The organism is Bradyrhizobium sp. 197 (assembly GCF_023073375.1).
Taxonomy (GTDB): Bacteria; Pseudomonadota; Alphaproteobacteria; order Rhizobiales; family Xanthobacteraceae; genus Bradyrhizobium.
Genome location: NZ_JADPJJ010000092.1, coordinates 282,324 through 298,443, shown reverse-complemented (window position 1 = coordinate 298,443; position 16,120 = coordinate 282,324). Strand labels below are relative to the sequence as shown.

General features: G+C 64.7%; 19 protein-coding genes. 14 read left to right on the top strand and 5 right to left on the bottom strand.

What is annotated here, in order from left to right; genetic code table 11:
• The first annotated feature begins 41 nt into the window (after nt 1-41).
• Together phnE (IVB27_RS21905) and phnE (IVB27_RS21900) are read left to right on the top strand one after the other, a co-directional pair.
• Entirely contained in the window at nt 42-926 is an 885-nt protein-coding gene (gene phnE / locus IVB27_RS21905; RefSeq protein WP_247445295.1) for a phosphonate ABC transporter, permease protein PhnE, read from the top strand.
• Nucleotides 923-1,771: a phosphonate ABC transporter, permease protein PhnE gene (gene phnE / locus IVB27_RS21900; RefSeq protein WP_247445294.1), complete on the top strand. Its 849-nt coding sequence runs from the start codon at nt 923-925 to the stop codon at nt 1,769-1,771. The genes phnE (IVB27_RS21905) and phnE (IVB27_RS21900) overlap by 4 nt, the downstream gene beginning before the upstream one ends.
• Nucleotides 1,772-1,784: 13 nt before the next feature.
• Here the strand turns inward: phnE (IVB27_RS21900) and phnF are convergent, their stop codons facing one another.
• On the bottom strand, nt 1,785-2,513 hold the full coding sequence (gene phnF / locus IVB27_RS21895; RefSeq protein WP_247445293.1) for a phosphonate metabolism transcriptional regulator PhnF: 729 nt from the start codon (nt 2,511-2,513) through the stop codon (nt 1,785-1,787).
• A 119-nt stretch (nt 2,514-2,632) separates the two neighbouring features.
• Here phnF and phnG point away from each other — a divergent pair, with 119 nt between their 5' ends.
• Genes phnG through IVB27_RS21850 form a run of 9 tightly spaced genes read left to right on the top strand, consistent with a single transcriptional unit; the run spans nt 2,633 to nt 9,628 of the window.
• Entirely contained in the window at nt 2,633-3,097 is a 465-nt protein-coding gene (phnG, locus tag IVB27_RS21890; protein WP_247445292.1) for a phosphonate C-P lyase system protein PhnG, read from the top strand.
• Between the two features lie 4 nt (nt 3,098-3,101).
• The gene (gene phnH / locus IVB27_RS21885; RefSeq protein WP_247445291.1) at nt 3,102-3,710 is read left to right on the top strand and encodes a phosphonate C-P lyase system protein PhnH; all 609 of its coding nucleotides are present in this window, start codon (nt 3,102-3,104) and stop codon (nt 3,708-3,710) included.
• 4 nt (nt 3,711-3,714) lie between these two features.
• On the top strand, nt 3,715-4,818 hold the full coding sequence (locus IVB27_RS21880) for a carbon-phosphorus lyase complex subunit (protein ID WP_247445290.1): 1,104 nt from the start codon (nt 3,715-3,717) through the stop codon (nt 4,816-4,818).
• Nucleotides 4,815-5,705: an alpha-D-ribose 1-methylphosphonate 5-phosphate C-P-lyase PhnJ gene (locus IVB27_RS21875; protein ID WP_247445289.1), complete on the top strand. Its 891-nt coding sequence runs from the start codon at nt 4,815-4,817 to the stop codon at nt 5,703-5,705. Before IVB27_RS21880 ends, IVB27_RS21875 begins: the two co-directional genes overlap by 4 nt.
• Complete coding sequence (gene phnK, locus IVB27_RS21870; protein WP_524536498.1) at nt 5,698-6,510, top strand: phosphonate C-P lyase system protein PhnK; 813 nt, start codon at nt 5,698-5,700, stop codon at nt 6,508-6,510. The genes IVB27_RS21875 and phnK overlap by 8 nt, the downstream gene beginning before the upstream one ends.
• A 22-nt stretch (nt 6,511-6,532) precedes the next feature.
• Entirely contained in the window at nt 6,533-7,231 is a 699-nt protein-coding gene (gene phnL / locus IVB27_RS21865) for a phosphonate C-P lyase system protein PhnL (RefSeq protein ID WP_247445288.1), read from the top strand.
• 12 nt (nt 7,232-7,243) lie between these two features.
• Complete coding sequence (locus tag IVB27_RS21860) at nt 7,244-8,401, top strand: alpha-D-ribose 1-methylphosphonate 5-triphosphate diphosphatase (RefSeq protein ID WP_247445287.1); 1,158 nt, start codon at nt 7,244-7,246, stop codon at nt 8,399-8,401.
• Nucleotides 8,398-8,991 carry a phosphonate metabolism protein/1,5-bisphosphokinase (PRPP-forming) PhnN gene (gene phnN, locus IVB27_RS21855; protein ID WP_247445286.1) on the top strand — a complete coding sequence of 198 codons (594 nt, stop codon included), beginning with the start codon at nt 8,398-8,400 and terminating at the stop codon, nt 8,989-8,991. The genes IVB27_RS21860 and phnN overlap by 4 nt, the downstream gene beginning before the upstream one ends.
• A 25-nt stretch (nt 8,992-9,016) precedes the next feature.
• Nucleotides 9,017-9,628, top strand: a complete 612-nt coding sequence (locus IVB27_RS21850) for a pyridoxamine 5'-phosphate oxidase family protein (protein WP_247445285.1) — start codon at nt 9,017-9,019, stop codon at nt 9,626-9,628.
• 274 nt (nt 9,629-9,902) lie between these two features.
• On the opposite strand, the gene IVB27_RS21845 is transcribed toward IVB27_RS21850, so the two are convergent.
• The gene (locus tag IVB27_RS21845) at nt 9,903-10,634 is read right to left on the bottom strand and encodes an SDR family NAD(P)-dependent oxidoreductase (protein ID WP_247445284.1); all 732 of its coding nucleotides are present in this window, start codon (nt 10,632-10,634) and stop codon (nt 9,903-9,905) included.
• Nucleotides 10,635-11,024: 390 nt separating this feature from the next.
• Between IVB27_RS21845 and IVB27_RS21840 the strand changes: the two genes are divergently transcribed.
• Together IVB27_RS21840 and IVB27_RS21835 are read left to right on the top strand one after the other, a co-directional pair.
• Nucleotides 11,025-11,246: a hypothetical protein gene (locus IVB27_RS21840; RefSeq protein WP_247445464.1), complete on the top strand. Its 222-nt coding sequence runs from the start codon at nt 11,025-11,027 to the stop codon at nt 11,244-11,246.
• A 21-nt stretch (nt 11,247-11,267) separates the two neighbouring features.
• The gene (locus IVB27_RS21835) at nt 11,268-12,221 is read left to right on the top strand and encodes an aliphatic sulfonate ABC transporter substrate-binding protein (protein WP_247445283.1); all 954 of its coding nucleotides are present in this window, start codon (nt 11,268-11,270) and stop codon (nt 12,219-12,221) included.
• 12 nt (nt 12,222-12,233) lie between these two features.
• Here IVB27_RS21835 and IVB27_RS21830 read toward each other — a convergent pair whose 3' ends face one another.
• From IVB27_RS21830 to IVB27_RS21820, 3 genes are all read right to left on the bottom strand, one after another.
• Nucleotides 12,234-12,737 carry a DUF6496 domain-containing protein gene (locus IVB27_RS21830; protein WP_247351340.1) on the bottom strand — a complete coding sequence of 168 codons (504 nt, stop codon included), beginning with the start codon at nt 12,735-12,737 and terminating at the stop codon, nt 12,234-12,236.
• 68 nt (nt 12,738-12,805) lie between these two features.
• Nucleotides 12,806-13,588, bottom strand: a complete 783-nt coding sequence (locus IVB27_RS21825) for an alpha/beta fold hydrolase (RefSeq protein ID WP_247445282.1) — start codon at nt 13,586-13,588, stop codon at nt 12,806-12,808.
• A gap of 4 nt (nt 13,589-13,592) precedes the next feature.
• Complete coding sequence (locus tag IVB27_RS21820; protein ID WP_247445281.1) at nt 13,593-14,888, bottom strand: O-acetylhomoserine aminocarboxypropyltransferase; 1,296 nt, start codon at nt 14,886-14,888, stop codon at nt 13,593-13,595.
• 413 nt (nt 14,889-15,301) lie between these two features.
• On the opposite strand from IVB27_RS21820, the gene IVB27_RS21815 reads away from it, so the two are divergent.
• Nucleotides 15,302-16,042, top strand: a complete 741-nt coding sequence (locus IVB27_RS21815) for a hypothetical protein (RefSeq protein ID WP_247445280.1) — start codon at nt 15,302-15,304, stop codon at nt 16,040-16,042.
• The last annotated feature ends 78 nt before the right edge of the window (nt 16,043-16,120 follow it).

Below are 16,120 nucleotides of genomic sequence, written 5' to 3'. Positions count from 1 at the left end.
ACCCGGCTGTTTCTCTTTGATCGACCATTTTTCCTGGCCAGATGACCGTCGCGGTTTCGATCCTCCCCGAGCAGCAGCTCGCCGTGCTCAACGCCGCCTATCGCCAGGCGGTCGCGCGCAAGCGGCTGCGACTCCTGTTTGGAGCCGTGATCTTCGCTGCAGCACTGTTTCTCGCCGCGATCGGCGCGGAAGTGAACCTGCGCACCCTCTTCGCCCATTACGGTAACTTCCTCAGCTATTTCGACCGCATCTTCGCGCTCGACAATGGCCAGCGGGTTTGGACCGATGTCGGCGAGTGGCTGTGGGGCTGGCGCAAATGGCTGAGGATGCTCGGCGAGACGCTGTTGATCTCCTATGTAGGCACGCTGATCGGTGCAACGTTCGCTTTCGCGCTCAACTTCTTTGCGGCCGAAAACACCTCGCCGTCGCCCTGGCTGCGCTTCACGGTGCGCCGCCTGCTCGAATTCGCCCGCACCGTGCCCGGTATCGTCTTCGCGCTGATCTTCGTGATCGCCTTCGGGCTCGGGCCGATGGCCGGCGTGCTCGCGATCGCGATCCACTCCACCGGCGCGCTCGGAAAACTGTTCTCGGAGATCGTCGAGAACGCCGACATGAAGCCGGTCGAAGGCATCCGCTCGACCGGTGCGAGCTGGCTCTCCTGCATGCGCTTTGCCGTCGTGCCGCAGGTGACCGCGGGCTATGCCAGCTACGCGCTGCTGCGCTTCGAGGTCAATGTCCGGGAAGCCTCGGTGATGGGTTTCGTCGGCGCCGGCGGCATCGGCCAGGAGCTCGTCGTCGCCATCCGCAAGTTTTATTACTCGGACGTCAGCGCGATCCTGCTCACCATCATCGTCGCGGTCTTCGTCATCGACATCAGCACCGGCTGGCTGCGCGGCCAGCTGTTCGGCAGGGAGACGCGGACGTGACGGGGCGGCAGGAGATCGACACCGCAGCGCTTCGCGCGCGCTATCCTGAAATGTTCGACCGGCCGGCCTCCGCGCGGCTTGCGATGCCGGCGATGATCGTCGCGGCGTTCGCAATCCTGGTCTACGGCCTCGTCGATCTCGATTTCTCGCCGTCGCGGTTCTTCGCGGGCCTCAACCAGCTCGGCTGGATCAGCCTGATGATGATCCCGCCGGATCCCGGCTCGTCGCTGCCGATCTATCTGAAGGCGCTGGGCGAGACGCTGTCGATTGCGCTGCTCGGCACGACGCTTGCCGCCGTGTTCGCGCTTCCGGTCAGCCTGTTGGCCGCCCGCAACGTGGTGCCGTCGAGCATTCTGCGCTTCCCGGTGCGACGTTTCCTGGATTCGATTCGCGGCGTTGATACGCTGATCTGGGCGCTGGTGTGGATCAACGTGGTCGGGCTCGGTCCGTTTGCCGGCGTGCTCGCCATAGCCGTGTCCGATTTCGGCGCCTTCGGAAAACTGTTCTCGGAGGCGATCGAGGGCGCCGACCAGAAGCAGGTCGAGGGCATCCGCGCCTCCGGCGGCAGTGCGCTGCACGAGATCCGTTTCGGTTTGCTGCCGCAGGTCCTGCCGGTCGTCGCCGGCCAGGTGCTCTATTTCATCGAGTCGAATACGCGCTCGGCCACCATCATCGGCATCGTCGGCGCCGGCGGCATCGGGCTCCAGCTCGCCGAGCAGATCCGCGTGCTGGAATGGCAGAAGGTGTCGTTCCTGATCCTGATGATCCTGGTGGCAGTCGCCGCGATCGATTTCGTCTCGGGAAAACTCCGCTTCGCCATCATCGGGCGAAGGGCAGTGGCGTAGCTCTTCTTCCCTTCTACGACTCCACCAGAAACTCCACCCGCTCGGCGGCGAAGCGCGAATGCTTGGTCACCAGCGGCTTGCCGTCGAGGTCATGGTCAGTCGCGTCGACCACCAGGATCGGCCGTCCCAGCGCCAGATCGAGCCGTGCGGCGTCGGTTGCGTCGACGATGCCGGCGGTGATCCGGGTCGCGCCGCGCCGATAGTCGCGGACGCCGTAATGCTCGAGCAGTTTCGTCATCGAGCGCGTCGCGGCGAATACATTGCCCGCCCCCGGAAACAATTCCGCCGACAGCCAGGTGGTGGAGACGCAGATCGGCGTGCGGTCGGCGAGGCGCATCGCTTCGATCCGCACCAGTGGTGCGCCGGCCTTCAATCCAAGTTCCCGCGCGAGTTCGCGGGTCGCGGCATCATCGGACGCTTCGATCAACCGGCCATGCGGTTCGCGGCCATCCGCGCCGACGATCTCGGAGAAGCGGGTCCGCGAGCGCAGCGGATAGGCGAGCTTCTGCGCCTCGACATAGGTTCCGCTGCCGCGCTCGGCCCGCACGATGCCGCGCTCGGCAAGCGCGGCCAACGCGCGCCGCACCGTGTGGCGGTTCACGCGATAGGTTTCGGCGATCTCCATCTCGCCCGGCAACTTGTCGCCAGCCGCAAAGCGGCCGTCGGCAATGCCGCGCTCGATGCCGTCGGCAACGAGGCGCCACAACGCGACGCCCGAGGAGGCTGTGTCCTGAATGCTCATGTGGCCGGGAAGCTACTCCAGAAATCACGCCTTTGTCACGAAACAGTCATGGCGCTCACGTATCAAGTTGTCTAGTATCATAGACAACTTGGATTCGACAAGTTCTGCAGAAAAGTTTGGTGGATTTAGTGACCCAGCACAACAATCAGCAAGCCCAGCGCAAGGCCGCAATGGCCGTGCTGGCGCACGCGGAGGCGGGCGAGATCGCCGCTCGCCTCCGCGCTCTCGCCCTGCCGGCGCATCAGGATCTGCGCGCGCCGGAAAACGGTCTCGTCATGCTGCGCGGCCGGGTCGGTGGCGACGGTGCGCCGTTCAACCTCGGCGAAGCCACGGTGTCGCGCGCTGCGGTCAGGCTGGCGAGCGGCGAGGTCGGTTTCGGTTACACGCTCGGTCGCGACGGTGAGAAGGCGCGGCTGATCGCGCTGTGCGATGCGCTGGTGCAATCCAGCGATTTCGGCGGCGCGGTGGAGCGGGAAATTATCGCGCCGTTGCGTGAGCAGCTTATGGTCAGGCGCAAGCAGGCGGCGGCCGAGACCGCCGCGACGAAGGTTGATTTCTACACCATGGTGCGCGGTGAAGGGTGAGATCATGACTACGATTGCGGAACTGCCGCCGGGGTTCGCCGACAAGGTGCTGTCGGCGCAATCGACCTTTCGTTCGGTCATGGACGCGATGGCTCGGCCGGGGTCGGTCCAGCGCATCGTGCCGACATCAGGAGCGCCTCATATAATGATGCGCGGCACCGCCGCGATCGCGCTGACGCTGTTCGACCACGACACGCCGCTCTGGCTCAATGCGCGCATGTCGGAAAGCACCGACGTGACAAAATGGCTGAAGTTCCACACCGGCGCGCCGGTGGTGCAGGATTCCTCGATCGCAGGCTTCGCGCTGATCAGCGACGGCGGAGCGCTGCCTTCGCTCGAGCGCTTCGCGCTCGGCACCAGCGAATATCCGGATCGTTCGACCACATTGATCCTTCAGGTCGAGAGCCTGGACTCGGGGCGCAGCTTCGAGCTGCGCGGCCCCGGCATCGACGGTGTCGCGACGCTCCAGGCCTCGATCAGGCCGTTCGACCTGTTCGAGCGCCTGCGCGTCAATGAGACGCTGTTTCCGCGCGGCACCGATGTGGTGCTGGTCGCCGATGACGCCGTGGTTGCGATCCCCCGCACCACGCGTGTCGTGAACAAGGGAAGCTAGCCGCATGTATGTCGCAGTCAAAGGCGGCGAACGCGCCATCGAGAACGCCCATCGCCTGCTCGCCAGTGCGCGGCGCGGCGACCAAAGCGTTCCGGAAATGTCCCTCGACCAGATCTCGGAGCAGCTTGGCCTCGCCGTGGACCGCGTCATGAGCGAAGGCTCGCTCTATGACCGCGAGCTCGCGGCGCTCGCAATCAAGCAGGCGCGCGGCGATTTGATCGAGGCGATCTTCCTGGTCCGCGCCTTCCGCGCCACGCTGCCGCGCTTCGGCGCCAGCGAGCCGGTCGAGACCGGCGCGATGCGGGTGCAGCGGCGGGTGTCCTCGACGTTCAAGGACATTCCCGGCGGCCAGATCCTCGGCCCGACCTTCGATTATACCCACCGCCTGCTCGATCCCTCGCTCGCCGAAGGTTTTGTGCCGGAAACACCCGCGACGGCCGAAGCGTCGACAGCGCCAACGCCGCGGGTGACCGACATCCTCGGCCGCGACGGTCTGATCGAATCTTCGCCGCAGGCCGAGGAGGGCGCCAGCGTCGGCGACCTCACTCGCGAGCCGCTCAATTTTCCGGCGGATCGTGACCTGCGCCTGCAGAACCTCGCGCGTGGCGACGAAGGTTTTCTGCTGGCGATGGGCTATTCCACCCAGCGCGGCTACGGCCGCAACCATCCCTTCGCCGGCGAGATCCGCTTCGGCGAGGTCGAGGTCGAATTTTCGGCGGAAGACGTCGGCTTCGCCGTGCCGCTCGGCTCGATCGAGCTCACCGAGTGCCAGATGGTCAACCAGTTCAAGGGCTCTGCGACGGAAGCGCCGTGCTTCACCCGCGGCTATGGCCTCGCCTTCGGTCAGAGCGAGCGCAAGACCATGTCGATGGCGCTGGTCGACCGCGCGTTGCGCGCGCGCGAACTCGGCGAAGAGGCACTTGCCCCGGCACAAGATGAAGAATTCGTGATGTCGCATTCGGACAACGTCCAGGCGACCGGCTTCGTCGAGCATCTGAAGCTGCCGCATTATGTCGACTTCCAGTCCGAGCTCGGCCTGTTGCGCAAGCTGCGCAAGGAATTCGCAGAGGCCAATGCACCTGACGCCATGAAGGAGGCCGCGGAATGAACGCGCCCGCCTACAATTTTGCCTATCTCGACGAACAGACCAAGCGGATGATTCGCCGCGCGATCCTCAAGGCGATCGCGATCCCGGGCTATCAGGTGCCGTTCGCCAGCCGTGAAATGCCGATGCCCTATGGCTGGGGCACCGGCGGCGTGCAGGTGACCGCTGCGATCCTCGGCCCCCAGGACGTGCTGAAGGTGATCGACCAGGGCTCCGACGACACCACCAACGCGATCTCGATCCGAAAGTTCTTTGCCAAGACCGCCGGCGTCGCCACGACGACGGCGACGGAAGATGCAACCGTGATCCAGACCCGCCACCGCATCCCGGAGACGTCGCTGCACGAGAATCAGGTGCTGGTCTATCAGGTGCCGATTCCGGAGCCCTTACGTTTCCTCGAGCCGCGCGAGACCGAGACGCGGCGCATGCACGCGCTGGCCGAATACGGCTTGATGCATGTGAAGCTCTACGAGGACATCGCTCGCTTCGGCCACATCGCGACGGCTTACGCCTATCCCGTGAAGGTCAACGCGCGCTACGTGATGGACCCGTCGCCGACGCCGAAATTCGACAATCCCAAGATGGACTATTGCCCGGCGCTGCAACTGTTCGGCGCCGGCCGCGAGAAGCGCATCTATGCGATCCCGCCCTATACGCAGGTCGTGTCGCTTGACTTCGAAGACCATCCCTTCGATCCGTATCGCTTCAACGCACCGTGCGCGCTGTGCGCGGCTGAAAATTCCTATCTCGACGAGATCGTCACCGACGACAAGGGCGGGCGCATGTTCGTCTGCTCCGACACCGACTATTGCGAGGGCCGCCAGGCCGCGGGCCACCACGGCAGCCTGAGCGCCGCGCCGTACAAGGAGAAGGCGGGCGCACATGGCTGATCAAGACTTGGCTGATCTCGATACGCTCGAAAACGACCAGCCGCTGCTGCTTGCCGAGTCCCTGAGCAAGTCCTACGGCCGCATCGCCGCGTGCCGCGATGTGTCGTTCTCGCTCTATCCCGGCGAAGTGCTGGCGATCGTCGGCGAATCCGGTTCGGGCAAATCGACGCTGCTCCAGCTCCTGTCGGGTCAGCTCGCGGCCAGTGGCGGCCAGGTGTCCTATCGGATGCGTGACGGCGTCACCCGCGATCTTGCCACGCTGGGCGAGGCCGAGCGGCGCTTCCTGTTCCGCACCGATTGGGGTTTTGTGCACCAGGATCCCGCGCAGGGCCTGCGCATGGCGGTCTCGGCCGGCGCCAATGTCGGCGAGCGGCTGATGGCGGTGGGGTGGAATCACTACGGCCGTATCCGTGATACCGCGTCGGACTGGCTGACCCGCGTCGAGATCGACATCGCACGCATCGACGATGCGCCGCGCACCTATTCCGGCGGCATGCGCCAGCGTCTCCAGATCGCCCGCAACCTCGTCACCGAGCCGCGTCTCGTCTTCATGGACGAGCCGACCGGCGGGCTCGATGTTTCTGTCCAGGCCCGCCTGCTCGACCTCGTGCGCAGCCTGGTCGCCGAGCTTGGTCTCGCCGTCATCATCGTCACCCACGATCTCGCGGTCGCGCGGTTGCTGTCGCACCGCGTGATGGTGATGAAGGGGGGCCGCGTCATCGAGACCGGCCTCACCGACCAGGTGCTCGACGACCCCCGCGAGCCCTATACCCAGCTCCTCGTCTCCTCGATTCTGCCGCCATGAGCCTGCCAGGAAGAGTTTTCTAATGACCGCCATGATCGACATCGCCGACGCCAACAAGACCTTCACGATGCACCTGCAGGGTGGCATCGAGCTGCCTGTCGTCAGCGGCGTGACCTTCCACGTCAATCCCGGCGAATGCGTCGTGCTGTCGGGGCCGTCAGGCGCCGGAAAATCGTCGATCCTGAAGATGATCTTCGGCAATTATCGCTGCGACTCCGGCCGCATCGGCATCCGCCATCGCGGCGCGGTGATCGATCTCGCCACGGCCGATCCGCGCCAGATCCTCAACGTCCGCCGCGCAACCATCGGCTACGTCAGCCAGTTCCTGCGCGCGGTGCCGCGCGTCGCGACCGTCGACGTGGTCGCCGAGCCCCTGATCGTCAACGGCCTGGCGCGCGCGGAGGCGCAAGCCCGTGCCGGCCAATTGCTGCATCGTCTCAATATCCCCGAGCGGCTCTGGCAGCTTCCGCCCGCGACCTTCTCCGGCGGCGAGCAGCAGCGCGTCAACATCGCGCGCGGCTTCATCTCGGATCTGCCGATCCTGCTGCTCGACGAACCAACCGCCTCGTTAGATGCCGCAAACCGCGCCGTCGTGGTCGAGCTGGTCGCCGAAAAGAAGCGCCAGGGCGTCGCCATGGTCGCCATTGTCCATGACGACGAAATCCGTCATCTGATTGCCGACCGCATCGTCGACGTCACCAGCTTTGCCGCCGCCGCCTGAAGGAAGAGGGAAATGAACGCCAAGCCGAACGACATCGTGATCGCCAACGCCAGGATCGTGTTGGCGGAACGGGTGATCGAGCAGGGCTGGCTCGCTCTCGCGGACGGACGCATTGCCGAGATCGGTGAGGGCAGGGCGCCCGCGGGCGCCGAGGATGCCGGCGGCGATTTGATCATGCCCGGCCTGATCGAGCTCCACACCGACCATCTCGAAGCGCATTACGTGCCGCGGCCAAAAGTGTTCTGGAATCCGGTTGCTGCCGTCGTCTCCTATGACGGCCAGCTCGCGACATCGGGCATCACCACGGTGTTCGACTCGCTCCGGGTCTGGCGCGAGGACGGCGCTGAAGAAGTCGATGGCCGCGCTGGCGTGCTTGCCGCCGCGATCGCGACCGCGCGCGATGCCAAATTGCTGCGCGCCGACCACTTCCTGCATCTGCGCTGCGAAATCCCGATGCCGAGCGTGGTCGAGGAGGCCAAGGAGCTGATCGACCGTCCCGACGTGCGGCTCATGTCGCTGATGGACCACACGCCCGGCCAGCGCCAGTTCCGCGACGAGGTCAAGCTGCGTGACTATTATCGCGGCAAGGGTGGCGGCAAGACCGATGCCGAGCTCGACGAGCTGTTCGCGAAGCGCTTCGAATATCAGAAGCTTTATGCCGCGGCCAACATGCGTGAGATCGTGGCGCTGGCGCATGAGTACAAGATCCCGCTCGCCAGCCATGACGACACCACCGAGGAAAACGTCGCGGACGCCCTGCGCGATGGCGTTTCGGTCGCCGAGTTCCCGACCACGCTGGAGGCCGCGCGCAGCCTGCACCAGGCCGGCATCGACATCCTGATGGGCGCACCGAACGTCGTGCGCGGCGGCTCGCACTCCGGCAACATCGCCGCGGTCGATCTCGCCCGCGAAGGCCTGCTCGATATTCTGTCGTCGGATTACATTCCCTCGAGCCTCCTGATGGCTGCGCTGCATTTGCCTGAGCACGTGCCCGCCATCAGCCTTTCGGCGGCGGTTCGCACCGTGACGAAGGCGCCTGCGGAAGCGGTTGGCCTCACCGATCGCGGCGAGGTCGCGATAGGCAAGCGCGCCGATCTGATCCGCGTGCACGTCGCGGGCAGCGTTCCCGTCGTCCGCAGCGTCTGGCGCGAAGGAAGCCGTGTCGCATGAGCGAGACTGTGACCATGGCGCAGGACGCGGCAGGCGGGATTGGACCCGGGCGGCTCGTGCTCGTGGTCGGCCCCAGCGGCGCCGGCAAGGACACCTTGCTGCGGCTCGCGCAGGCGGCTTGTGTCGATGATCGCGACGTCGTCTTTCCGCGCCGTGTCGTGACGCGCGAATCCTCCGCTGACGAGGACAATGTCGCGGTGAGCGCCGACGAATTCCGGCGCGCGCGCGAGCACGGCGATTTTGCCGTGCATTGGGAGGCGCACGGGCATTCCTACGCTTTGCCGCTTGAGATCAACGACGATATCCGTGCCGGGCGCGCTGTCGTCATCAACGTTTCACGCACCGTCATTGGCGCACTGCGTCAAGCGTATGCAAACGTCGTCGTGGTCGCGGTCACGGCGCCGCCGGATGTGCTGGCGCAGCGGCTTGCCGCCCGAGCGCGGATTAGCGATGGCAACGTCGCGGAGAGGCTGTCGCGCAGCGTCGACGCGTCGGGCAATGCCGATGTCACCATCCTCAACGCGGGCAGCGCCGAATATCACAGCCGCCATCTCGTGCGCGTGATCAGGAATGAAGGCTGGCACGAATAGCGGTCGGCGCACCAAGGAGGTTGGAATGTCGGTGATCGAAACGGTCGAGCAGTTAGAGGCCATCTACGGCGTCACCAACGACGCCTCGACTGTGAAAGTCGCCGACCACGTCACCCCGCTCTATCGGGTCTTCATCGAGAAGGCGCCATTCGCAGCGCTTGCCACCATCGGACCCGAGGGCATCGACTGCTCGCCACGCGGCGATCTCTCCGGCTTCGTCCGCATTCATGACCCGAAGACTCTGATGCTGCCGGATCGCCGCGGCAACAACCGGGTCGATTCCTTGCGCAACATCGTGCGTGACCCCAGGGTGTCGCTGATGTTCCTGATCCCCGGCTCCGGCAATGCGGTTCGAGCCAATGGGCGGGCGCATCTCTCCATCGATCCCGAATTGCTCGCCTCGTTCAAGGTCGAAGGCAAGGCGCCGCGCAGTGTCATGGTGATGACGGTCGACGAAATCTACTTCCAGTGCGCCCGCGCCATCGTCCGCTCCGACCTCTGGAATCCCGACAAGCGTATCGACCCCAAGACGCTGCCGACACCGGGGCAGATCCTCGCCGAGATGAGCGAGAACAAGATCGGCGGTGCGGAGTATGACCGAATCTGGCCGGAGCGCGCGGCCGCGACGATGTGGTGACGCTCTCTCGTCTTCCTCGTCCTGCTCGTGCGGGGAGAGGGGCTCTGAGGTCGCGTGACGTGCTCGGCCTGCATGGTTCGAGACGCCCGCTTTGGCGGGCTCCTCACCATGAGGATCATCTCGCCGCGAAACGCGACCTCATCCTGAGGGCCCGCCGTGAGGCGGGCGTCTCGAAGGATGGCCGCAGGCGAGCTCCCCGCCACGTTTTTCTTCATATGCGATAGCCCCGTCCTGGAGGAGAGAGTGAAGGGGGAGCTCGCTGCGAGTGCTGCCCCTAATTGAACGCCATGCCGCCGCTGAGCGCGACCGTCTGCCCGGTCATGTAGGCGTTGTCGACCAGAAGCATCACGGCCTTCGCTACTTCTTCCGCCGTGCCGAAGCGGCCGAGCGGAATGCGGCTGACGAGCTGCGGCTGGCCACTCATCATGTCGGTCTCGATCAGCGACGGCGCCACCGCGTTGACGGTGACGCCTTCCTTCACCAGCCGCGCCGCATAGCCGCGCGTCAGGCCCTCCAGGCCGGCCTTGGACGCGTTGTAGTGCGGTCCGATCGCGCCGGCGCCGCGCGCGGCACCGGAGGAGATGTTGACGATGCGGCCCCATTTCTTCGCGCGCATCGTCGGCAGCACCGCCTGCGTGCACAGGAAGACGGATTTCAGGTTGACCAGGATCGTCCGGTCGAAATCGTCCTCGGTGAGATCGTCGATGCCGCGCGTGATGGCGATACCCGCATTGTTGACGAGGATGTCGATGGGGCCGAGCTCGGCCGTGGCGCGGTCGACCATCGCGGTCACGGCCTCGCGCTGCGATACGTCCGCAGCGACGGCGATGGCGCGGCCGCCGCGCTTGCCGATCTCATCCGCCAGTTGCTCGGCCTGCCCGATCCGCTCGCGGCAGTTGATCGCCACGGCCGCGCCGGCCTCGGCCAGCGCACCGCAGACCGCAGCGCCGATTCCCCGCGAGCCGCCGGTGACGAGCGCCGTGCGTCCCTTCAGAACCTCCGCCATGATCGGCCTCCCTGTCAGCTGTTGCTTATGGAGCGGACAGTATCACGGCCGGCCGCGCACCGGCGTTGAACTCATCGCGAGATAAATTCGTTTGCCTGCGCTCGCACCGGGAGAAGTGCCGATGCGCGCCGGTGGCAAATATGGATACCCATTTCATTGACCGAACGCGTCAATCCCTCGATATTCGCAGCATCGAAACTGCTCCTCGAGCCGAAGCCGCCACATGAGAACCGATCACCAGCGCAACAATAACGACATGCATGCGTGCATGACGCGGCGCTGTTTCTCGGCGGCAACCGGCGCCTGTTGTTGCTGCTGACCGCCGCCTCACAGCACCTCACGCAGCAAATCGCAAGACAGGAACGCCGAGACCCCGGCGAGCGAGCAGTCATGTCCCAAACTCAGTCGAACGCCTACATCATCGAAATCCACGACCGCGCCGCCGGCATCGTCACGAGGGATCAGCGCGGCTTTCGCTTCTTCTCCTCCGAGCGCCTGTTCGACAGTCTCGAAGGCCGGCAGTTCCGGTCCGCGCGCGAGGCCGAGCGCGCCGCACGTGCCGTGTTCTCCGAACGAAGCCGGCGCGCGAATTCCCTACTTTTCGCCAACTGATCCCACCGAAAGGGCCACGTCATGATGAATCGACGACACATTCTCGCAACGTCGCTTCTGCTCGCGACCGCCTTTGCCGCACCGGCGCGCGCTGAGGACAAGCCGGTCGAAATCCGCATCGGTACGCAGAAGGGCGGCTTCTTCCCTGCGGTTCGCCAACGTCAAACGCTCGAAAGCGCCTTCAAGCCGCTCGGCATCGAGATCAAGTGGATCGACTTCCAGTTCGGCCCGCCGCTGCTGGAGGCCATCAATGTCGGCAGCGTCGATTTCGGCTTTGTCGGCGATACGCCGCCGATCTTCGCGCAAGCTGGCGGCGCCAGGATCCGCTATGTCGCGGCCGTGAAGTCCGACGGCGACAATCAAGCGATCATCGTGCCGAAGGATTCGCCGATCAAATCGCTGGCGGACCTCAAGGGCAAGCGCATCGCCTTCGGCAAAGGATCGAGCGCACACAATCTCCTGGTCGTGGCGCTCGAAAAGGGAGGCCTGTCCTGGTCCGATATCACCCCGGCGCCGCTCGCGCCGGCCGATGCGACGGCGGCCTTCGTCAAGGGCGCGGTCGATGCCTGGTCGATCTGGGATCCTTATTTGGCGCTCGCCGAATTGAAGGAGAACGCTCGGGTTCTCGTCTTCGACAAGGATGTGCACAAGCCGAACGCCTACTACATCGCCAACACCGATTTCGTCGAGAAGTATCCCTCGTTGGTCGCAAAGCTCAATACGGCCTTTGCGTCTGAAGGCGTGTGGGCGGAGTCGCATCACGAGGAGGTCGCAAAGGCACAGGCCGAGGCGACCGGCGTCGACATCGAAGCGGTCCGCCGCTTCGTCAATCGCTCCACCTATCGCGTGGTGCCGCTCGACGCCGAGGTGACCAAGAGCCAGCAGGCGGTCGCCGACCGTTTTGCAAAGCTTGGCCTGATTCCGAAGCCGGTCAACGTGTCCGACATCGTCTGGAAGTGGACGCCGGGTTCCTGAGCGAAACGAGACTCAACTCCGGCGGCGCGCCCTGGTGCGTGCCGCCTTCTTTGCGGCGGCGGAGCGGACGTTGGCGCCCTTGGTGCGGCTCGCCTTGCGGGCCGCGGCCGAACGCGACGCAGCCGTTCGCCGGCCCGCGGCGCGCTTGCCCTGCTTCGACAATGCACTGCGCGATGCGGTCGAGCGCGGCTCCTTTTTCAAAACCTCCTCGACGGCCCGCGACACGCGCGGCCGGCGCTTCGGAGTGCGCTTGCCCTGGCCGACCTCGTAGGCATATTTGGCGCTGCGGCGCGTCGTCTTCTTGACGCGTCCCTTTCGCGGCGGCGGGAGATCGACGCCGGCGCGGCGTGCCTCGGACAGACCGATGGCGACAGCCTGCCGCGTCGAGCGCGCACCATGCTTGCCCTTGCGGATCTTGTCGATCTCGTCCTTGACGAATTCGCCGGCCTGCGTGCTTGCCGATTTGCCGGCACGCTTGTCTTGTCTGGCTTTGCGGATGACTTCCTGTCTTGGCATAGGTTCAGTTCCCTCTGGATTTCACAGGGATGTCTGACCGCAACGCGCAAGATGGACGATTGATCCTTTCAGTTCCTGAGCGCAGCCAGCAGTTCATCCGGGCGTTCGGCCATGATCATGTGGCCCGCGCCCGGTACCACGATTGTCTTCGCATGCGGGATCGCGGCCGCGAGTGCCTTGCCGGCCTTCACTGGTGTCATCATGTCTCGCTCGCCGAGGATGAGTGTGACTGGCACCTTCACGCTCGCGGCAGCGGTGAGCGCATTCGCGTAAGCATTGCAGGCGGACAAATCCCTGAACAGCACGCCCGGCTCGCAAGTCTTGAGCACGGCCTGCGCGCCGCCATGCATCCACAGGCCCGGTGCGAGGCTGCCGCCGAGTTCGGCGTTGAAGCCGAGGCCCCAGATCGAGACCATGTCGAGCGCGTCCTGGTCGTTGGCCTCGGCTGCCTTCAGCAGATCCGGGCCGACCGTCATGGTCGCGGCCGTGCCGATCAGGCTCAGTGCGGATACTTTTTCGGGATGCCGTGCCGCCGTCTCCAGCGAGATCAGTGATCCCATGGAATGGCCGATCAGATGCGCCTTCGTAACTCCGGCCGCATCGAGCAGCGCGGCCGTCCAGTCGGCCATCTCGGCGATGCTGCCAAGCGAAGGCCCGGACGAGCGGCCGTGACCGGGCATATCAGGCGCCAGCACGGCAAAACCGTGATGGGCGAACCAGCGCGTGTGCAGTGCCCAGGTCGAACGATCGAAGCCGGCGCCATGGAGGAAGACGACCGCAGGCAGGGACTTGTCGAAGTCGCGGCCGCCGGTTGCGACAAACATTTCGGCGCCGTTGACGGAAAGCTTCATGGTGTCAGACCTTTTGCGAGATGCGCAGCGCCTGCGCAAGATCGTCGAGGATGTCGCTTGCCGCCTCGATGCCGACCGACAGTCGCACCAATTCCTCGCCGATGCCGGACGCCTTGAGTTGCGCGGCGTCCATCTGCTGATGTGTGGTCGAGGCGGGGTGGATCACCAGCGTCTTGGCGTCGCCGACATTGGCGAGATGGCTGATCATGCGCAGCGATTCGATGAACTTGCGCCCCGCGGGCCGCCCGCCCTTGATGCCGAAGGAGACGATCGAGCCGGCGCCGCGCGGCAGCAATTGTTTTGCCAGCTGGTAATCCGCGTGGTCCTCGAGCGAGGGATGCAGCACCCAATCCACGGCCTTGTTGGCCTTCAATGCTTCCAGCACGAGGTGCGTGTTTTGGATGTGGCGGTCCATGCGCACGCCGAGCGTCTCCACGCCCTGCAGGAGCTGGAACGCGTTGGTCGGCGACAGGCAAGCACCGAAATCGCGCAGGCCTTCGGTGCGCGCGCGCATGATGAAGGCAGCCGTGCCGAACTGCTCGTCGAAGACGATGCCGTGATAGCCGCCATAGGGTTCGGTCAGCACGCCGAATTTTCCGGATGAACGCCAATCAAACCGGCCGCCGTCGATAATGGCGCCGCCGATCGCGATGCCGTGGCCGCCGATCCATTTGGTCGCCGAATGCATGACGAGGTCGGCGCCGAGTTCGATCGGACGGCTGAGATAGGGCGTGGCAAAGGTGTTGTCGATCAGCAGCGGGATCTTCGCGTCATGCGCGATCGCCGCGACCTTCGGAATATCAAGCACTTCAAGCCCGGGATTGCCGATGGTCTCGCCGATCACCAGCTTTGTGTTCGGCTTGATCGCCGCGCGGAATGCCTCGAGGTCGCGTGGCTTCACAAACGTCGTGGTGATGCCGAAGCGCGGCAGCGTGTGCGCCAGCAGATTGATGGTGCCGCCATAGAGCGAGCTCGACGCCACGATGTGGTCGCCGGCGTTCAGAAGCGTGGCGATGGCGAGATGCAGCGCCGCCATGCCGCTCGCGGTGCAGATCGCGCCGACGCCGCCCTCCAGTGCTGCGAGCCGCTCCTCCAGCACGCCGGTGGTGGGATTGGAGATGCGCGTATAGATGTGGCCGGCGCGTTCGAGATTGAACAGCGCGGCGGCGTGATCGGAATCCTGGAACACGTAGGACGTGGTCTGGTAGATCGGCACCGCGCGGGCGCCGGTCGCGGGATCCGGATGCTGGCCCGCATGCAGGCTCAGGGTCTCGAAGGCGGGCGGTTTGGGCGCGGGCATGCGTGGCCTCGTTGGTCGGTCGGCAGAGGCGGCTCTTGTGCCACAAACCGCGCGCTGCGTCAGCCCATTGACTACGGCGCGCGGCGGCTCGCAACGAGAGTGTGATGCGAGCCCGTGGCTGCAACGGCAGGGCGCTCCTTTCTCCTCGCATGCGGGGGAGTGGACCATCCGCTAGGCCCTGCACCCACCAAGCGGCTGGCCGCTTGATGTCCGGTTTACCGCCAACATCGGCCGAAGAGCGGATGGCCTCCGAGGTCGCAGATGGGCCAGATCCAGAAGTCGCGCTCGTCTCGGTCCATTCCTGTATTCTGATCGAACCCGAAATGTCGAAATGGTGTAAAAGCCGCGCTTCGCGTTATCGGAGCATAAACGCTGAGGCATCATAAGGAGGTAGCAACCTAGGCTGGTGATCGATGCGACATCTCATACTATCACTGTTCATGGTCTTCGCTTGCGCCCTGCAGGCAGAAGCCGAACCAACATCCGTTCGGTGCGACGGCAAATACTATCAGCAGCAGCAACCTTACTTCGTAACCTACGACCTCAAGACAAACCATTTTGTATTTGAGCGCGCCGGTGGGAACATTGTGACGGGCGAGATCATCGCAGCAACCGACGCGCAACTCGACTTCAGCCTCAGGGCCACGGGAGGACGCATCCTTTTCTCCTTCAACCGCCAGCGCAACGTGATGACGTGGCCGGGAATGCCCGCAGAAGAACTGGGAAGACCTTTGCTGCGACACGCCTGCGCGGAAGTTACCGGCAGAACAATGCTTTCCGCATTCTGGCAGCCGGAGCAATTTGATCCGAAACGTCGCGACCCGGTCGATGCCTTTTCGCTCACCTGCCCAGGCCAATATGGTCCATATTTCGTCACTTTGGATCGCTCTACAAAAACAGTAGTTCTAGAGACCCAATCCGCGGCCGAGATCATGTCGGGCAACATCACGGGGGCTGACGATGGCTTCATTAGGTTCGGAGTCGCTGGTCGTTCTGGTCAATTTGATCTGCTGTGGGATGAGCGCAAGAAAATGCTTACCTGGATTGGCGTTCCGGATAATCCGTCGAGGCCGACAACAAGCCACGAATGCACTGTCACAGCGCCGCGATCAATTATGGTGTACTACGATGAATGGGCCCGCTGGGGAAAATGAGACGGCATCCATGGGCGGCCCCCAAAGTCGCCTATGGGTCCACAAGCCGCAGATCACGCCCGAGGTGGGAAACTTCCG

Coding starts and splice junctions, on each gene's coding strand:
- phnE (WP_247445295.1), top strand. CDS start 42: ATGACCGTCGCGGTTTCGATCCTCCCCGAGCAGCAGCTCGCCGTGCTC.
- phnF (WP_247445293.1), bottom strand. CDS start 2,513: ATGAGCATTCAGGACACAGCCTCCTCGGGCGTCGCGTTGTGGCGCCTC.
- phnH (WP_247445291.1), top strand. CDS start 3,102: ATGACTACGATTGCGGAACTGCCGCCGGGGTTCGCCGACAAGGTGCTG.
- IVB27_RS21880 (WP_247445290.1), top strand. CDS start 3,715: ATGTATGTCGCAGTCAAAGGCGGCGAACGCGCCATCGAGAACGCCCAT.
- IVB27_RS21875 (WP_247445289.1), top strand. CDS start 4,815: ATGAACGCGCCCGCCTACAATTTTGCCTATCTCGACGAACAGACCAAG.
- phnK (WP_524536498.1), top strand. CDS start 5,698: ATGGCTGATCAAGACTTGGCTGATCTCGATACGCTCGAAAACGACCAG.
- phnL (WP_247445288.1), top strand. CDS start 6,533: ATGACCGCCATGATCGACATCGCCGACGCCAACAAGACCTTCACGATG.
- IVB27_RS21860 (WP_247445287.1), top strand. CDS start 7,244: ATGAACGCCAAGCCGAACGACATCGTGATCGCCAACGCCAGGATCGTG.
- phnN (WP_247445286.1), top strand. CDS start 8,398: ATGAGCGAGACTGTGACCATGGCGCAGGACGCGGCAGGCGGGATTGGA.
- IVB27_RS21850 (WP_247445285.1), top strand. CDS start 9,017: ATGTCGGTGATCGAAACGGTCGAGCAGTTAGAGGCCATCTACGGCGTC.
- IVB27_RS21845 (WP_247445284.1), bottom strand. CDS start 10,634: ATGGCGGAGGTTCTGAAGGGACGCACGGCGCTCGTCACCGGCGGCTCG.
- IVB27_RS21840 (WP_247445464.1), top strand. CDS start 11,025: ATGTCCCAAACTCAGTCGAACGCCTACATCATCGAAATCCACGACCGC.
- IVB27_RS21835 (WP_247445283.1), top strand. CDS start 11,268: ATGATGAATCGACGACACATTCTCGCAACGTCGCTTCTGCTCGCGACC.
- IVB27_RS21830 (WP_247351340.1), bottom strand. CDS start 12,737: ATGCCAAGACAGGAAGTCATCCGCAAAGCCAGACAAGACAAGCGTGCC.
- IVB27_RS21825 (WP_247445282.1), bottom strand. CDS start 13,588: ATGAAGCTTTCCGTCAACGGCGCCGAAATGTTTGTCGCAACCGGCGGC.
- IVB27_RS21820 (WP_247445281.1), bottom strand. CDS start 14,888: ATGCCCGCGCCCAAACCGCCCGCCTTCGAGACCCTGAGCCTGCATGCG.
- IVB27_RS21815 (WP_247445280.1), top strand. CDS start 15,302: ATGCGACATCTCATACTATCACTGTTCATGGTCTTCGCTTGCGCCCTG.